At 64.0% G+C, this 5,106-nt stretch carries 1 protein-coding gene; it reads left to right on the forward strand.

What is annotated here, in order from left to right; translation table 11 throughout:
* Positions 1 to 5,106, forward strand: a 5,106-nt coding sequence (locus AC1RQF_RS33075; RefSeq protein ID WP_492874324.1) for an amino acid adenylation domain-containing protein, incomplete at both ends; no start/stop codon positions are given.

A 5,106-nucleotide genomic window follows, 5' to 3' on the forward strand; every position in this document is an offset into this window, starting at 1 on the left:
GGTATCGACAAGGTCAGCCGCCACGACAGCTTCTTCGCTCTTGGCGGTCACTCGCTCCTCGCCGTCAAGCTGATCGAACGCATGCGGCAGCGCGGCCTCAGCCTGTCGATCCGCGATCTGTTCCGCACCCCAACCCTAGTCGCGCTCGCCCGAACCCTCGGCCAGCACCGCGAAATCGAAGTCCCGGCCAACCGCATCACCGCGGACGCCACCGCGATCACCCCGGACCTGCTGCCCCTCATCGATCTCGCCCAGGCCGACATCGATCGCATCGTCGCCCAGGTCCCCGGCGACATCGCCAACATCCAGGACATCTATGCCCTTTCTCCCCTGCAAGACGGCATCCTGTTCCACCACCTGCTCACCACCGAAGGCGACCCATACCTGCTGACCGAGCAGATCGCCTTTACCAGCCGCGCCTTGCTCGATCGCTATCTCGGCGCGGTCCAGCGCGTCGTCGACCGGCATGACATCCTGCGCACCGCATTCGTCTGGGAAGGGCTCTCCTCACCGGCCCAGATCGTCTGGCGCAACGCACGGCTGTCCGTCGAGGAATGCCGTTTCGATCCGACCAACGGTCCGATCGCCACGCAACTGGCCACGCGCTTCGACCCGCGTCATTACCGCATCGACCTCACCCAGGCACCGCTGCTGCGCTTCGCCATCGCCGAGGATGTCGACGGCCGCTGGATCCTTCAGCAACTGCTGCACCACCTGATCGGCGACCATTCGACGCTCGACATCCTGAATGCGGAAGTGCGCGCGCTGCTGTCTCATCCCGATCAGCCGTTGCCGGATACCCAGCCGTTCCGCAACCTGATCGCCCAGGTTCGCCTCGGCGCCAAGGCGGAAGAGCACGCGCGCTTCTTCCAGTCGATGCTGGACGGGATCGATGAACCCACCCTGCCGTTCGGCCTCGCAGAAGTCCATCGCGACGGCTCCCAGGTCACCGAATACCGCGAACGCCTACCGCAATCCCTCAACGATCGGCTGCGCGCGCAGGCCAAACGGCTCGGCGTCAGTCTCGCGAGCCTCTGCCATCTCGCCTGGGCCCAGGTCCTCTCGCGCGCCAGCGGCCGCGACCAAGTCGTGTTCGGCACCGTGTTGTTCGGCCGCATGCAGGCCGGCGCGGGTGCCGATCGCGCCATGGGCCTGTTCATCAACACCTTGCCGATCCGTATCGATCTCGACCACATGTCGGTCGAAGCCTGCGTCCGTGCGGCTCATGCGCGCCTCGCCGATCTGCTCGCACACGAGCATGCCTCACTCGCGCTCGCTCAGCGGTGCAGCAACATTCCCGCCGGCACGCCACTTTTCAACGCGCTGCTCAACTACCGCCACGGCGATACGTCGTCTTCGGCGGAAAACCCGATCGACGGCATGGAAACGCTCCTCACCAAGGAGCGCACCAACTATCCGATCGCGCTCTCGGTCGACGACTACGGTCAGGCCTCCTTGGGCCTTGCCGCCCAAGCGGCCCAACCGCTCGACGCGAAACGCCTGTTCCGCTATATGGCGCAGGCGCTCGCGAGCCTGGCCGATGCACTCGAATTCCAGGGCGACCTGCCGGCTCGGGAGCTCGACGTGCTCCCTGCCGACGAGCGCGCTTTGCTGCTGGCGTCGTGGAACGAGACCCGTCGGGACTATCCGGTCGGGCACGCCGTCCATCATCTGTTCGAACAGCAGGCCAAGCGCACGCCGGAAGCGCACGCCGTCCGCTTCGGCGACGTGGCCCTGACCTATGGCGATCTCAATGCGCGTGCCAATCGTCTCGCGCATCATCTGATCAAGCTTGGCGCATGGATCGATACGCCGGTGGCCGTCTGTCTCGAGCGCTCATCCGCGATGGTGGTCGGCCTGCTCGCCGTCCTCAAGGCGGGCGCGGCATATCTGCCGCTCGATCCCGCCTATCCGGCCGAGCGGCTCGCCCATATCCTCGACGACGCCAATCCGAGTATTGTCCTCGTCGACGAAGCCGGACGGCTCGCGATCGGAACGCATGCGCTCGCCAAGCGCGCCATCATCGATCCGACGGCGGCATCGCTCGACTCGTCCATCACGCTGAATCCGGATAGCGCGAACGAGCCGCCTGTCACGCTTGCGCTCAGCCCATTGAGCGACTATCCGGATCACGATCCGGTTGTCGAAGCGCTGAACGACCGGCACCTGGCCTATGTGATCTATACCTCGGGGTCCACTGGCGTGCCCAAGGGCGTGATGGTCGAACATCACAATCTGGTCAACCTCTGTCACTGGCATATCGATGCTTTCACACTTCGGCCCGGATCGGCTTCGGCCATGACGGCCGGCGTGGCGTTCGACGCCACCACCTGGGAACTCTGGCCCAGCCTCCTCTCCGGCGGCACCCTCGTCCTGCCTCCGGTGCATGCCGCTCGCGATCCGATCGCCCTGCTCGACTGGTGGCAACAGCAGCAACTCGACGTCTCCTTCCTCGTCACCTCGCTCGCCGTCATGGCGATCGACCGCAAGCAGTTACCGCCTAATCTGCGCTATCTGCTCATCGGCGGTGAACGTTTCCCGGGTGGCGTTAATGCATTGCCTGACGGCCTCACGCTGGTCAACAACTATGGCCCGACTGAAGCCACCGTCGTGGCAACCTCTGGCGTGTTGCCTGTCGATGCCGATGTCCCGCATATCGGCCGACCGATTCACAACGCCACCGCGTACCTGCTCGATGCGCATTTGCGTCCCGTCCCGCTCGGCGTTATCGGTGAACTCTATGTCGGCGGGGCCGGTGTCGCCCGCGGCTATCTGAACCGACCGGACCTTACCAGCGAACGCTTTATCGACGATCCGTTCAGCAATCGGCCCGGCGCTCGTCTTTATAAAACCGGCGACCTCGCACGCTATCTGCCCGACGGCAACCTCGAATTCCTTGGTCGCAACGATCATCAAGTCAAGATTCGCGGCTTCCGTATCGAACTCGGCGAAATCGAGTCGCGGCTTGCCGAACATGCTGGTGTTCGCGAAGCTGCCGTTCTGACTCACGGTACCGAAGGCAATCTCCGGCTGGTCGCTTATGTCGTTGCCGATGCCAATGCATTCGACGGGAAAGATGCGACCGGCGAAAACGTCAGCGATCGGATCAACGGGAAAGATGCGTCTGTTGATCGGGCCATCGCCAGCCAACTGCGAACCTATCTGACCGAACGCCTGCCCGAGTACATGGTCCCGGCTGCCTTCGTCCGTCTCGATGCCTTCCCGCTCACCCCTAATGGCAAGCTCGATCGCAAGGCGCTCCCTGCGCCTGATCAGGATGCCTTTGTTCGACAAGATTACGAGGCGCCATTGGGTGAGGTGGAAACGACCCTCGCAGGCATCTGGAGTGAACTGCTCGGCATCGAACGCGTCAGCCGCCACGACAGCTTCTTTGCCCTCGGCGGCCACTCACTGCTCGCCGTCAAGCTGATCGAGCGCATGCGCCAGCGCGGCCTCAGCCTCGCCGTTCGCGACCTGTTCCAGGCACCAACCCTCGCCGCCCTCGCCCAGACCCTCGGCCAGCACCGCGAGATCGAGGTCCCGGCCAACCGCATCACCGCGGACACCTCCGCGATCACCTCCGATCTGCTGCCCCTCATCGACCTCACCCAGCCCGACATCGACCGCATCGTCGATCAGATCCCCGGCGGTATTGCCAACATCCAGGACATCTACGCGCTGTCGCCGCTGCAGGACGGCATCCTGTTCCACCACCTGCTCGCCACCGAGGGCGATCCCTATCTGCTCGTCGCGCAACTGGCGTTCGACAGCCGAGCGCGGCTCGACTGCTATCTCGACGCCGTCCAGAAGGTAGTCGATCGGCATGACATCCTGCGCACCGCGTTCGTTTGGGAAGAACTGTCCGCACCGGCGCAAATCGTCTGGCGGCACGCGAAACTGTCGATCATCGAGCTGGCCTTCGATCCCGCGAACGGCCCGGTATCCGGGCAACTCGCGGCGCGCTTCGATCCGCGTCATCACCGGATCAATCTCGCCCAAGCCCCGCTGCTGCACTTCGCGATCGCGCAGGACAGCGATGGTCGCTGGATCCTCCAGCAACTGCTGCATCATCTGATCGGCGATCACTCGACGCTTGACGTTCTGAACGCGGAAGTCCGGATACTGATGAACGATCCGACCCACCCGCTCCCCGCAGCCCAGCCATTCCGCAATCTGGTTGCGCAAGCACGCCTCGGCGTCACTGAAGAGGCGCACGTGCGTTTCTTCACCTCGATGCTCGCCGAGATCCATGAGCCGACGCTGCCGTTCGGTCTCGCCGAAGTCCATCGCGATGGTTCGCAGGTTCACGAGACTCACGTAGCGTTGCCGACTGTCCTGAACGATCGTCTGCGTGCGCAAGCCAAGCACATCGGCGTCAGCCTCGCCAGCCTGTTCCATCTCGCCTGGGCCCAAGTACTCGCGCGTACCAGCGGCCAGGATCGTGTCGTGTTCGGCACCGTGCTGTTCGGCCGCATGCAGGCCGGCGACGGTGCGGACCGCACGATGGGCCTGTTCATCAATACCCTGCCGATTCGCATCGATCTCGACGACATATCGGTCAAAGCCAGCATACGTGCTGTTCATGCGCGTCTCGCCGATCTGCTCGCGCACGAGCATGCCTCGCTCGCGCTCGCCCAGCAATGCAGCAGCGTCCCGGCCGGATCGCCGCTCTTCAGCACGCTGCTCAACTACCGGCACAACGCCTCGCAGGAATCGGCGAATGCTTGGTACAACGATGTTGAAGTGCTCGGCGGACAAGAACGCACCAATTACCCGCTGGCGATGTCCGTGGAGGATTACGGCCATGCGCTCGGGCTGACGCTCCAAGCCGTCGAACCGCTCGACGGGGCGCGTATCTGCGGGTATCTGGCGCAGGCTCTGGAGAGTGTGGTCGACGCACTCGAAGCACAATCCCCGGTGGCAGTTCGGCACATCGAAGTGCTGCCCGCCAGCGAACGGGCGCTGTTGTGCGAAGCCTGGAATGAGACCCGGCGCGATTATCCGATCAAGACCACCGTACAGCGGCATTTCGAGCAGCAGGTCGAACTCACGCCTTCGGCTGTTGCGGTGCGGTTCGGTGATATCACGCTCAGTTATGGCGAGTTG

It is taken from the genome of Burkholderia sp. GW821-FHT14F03 (assembly GCF_058803765.1).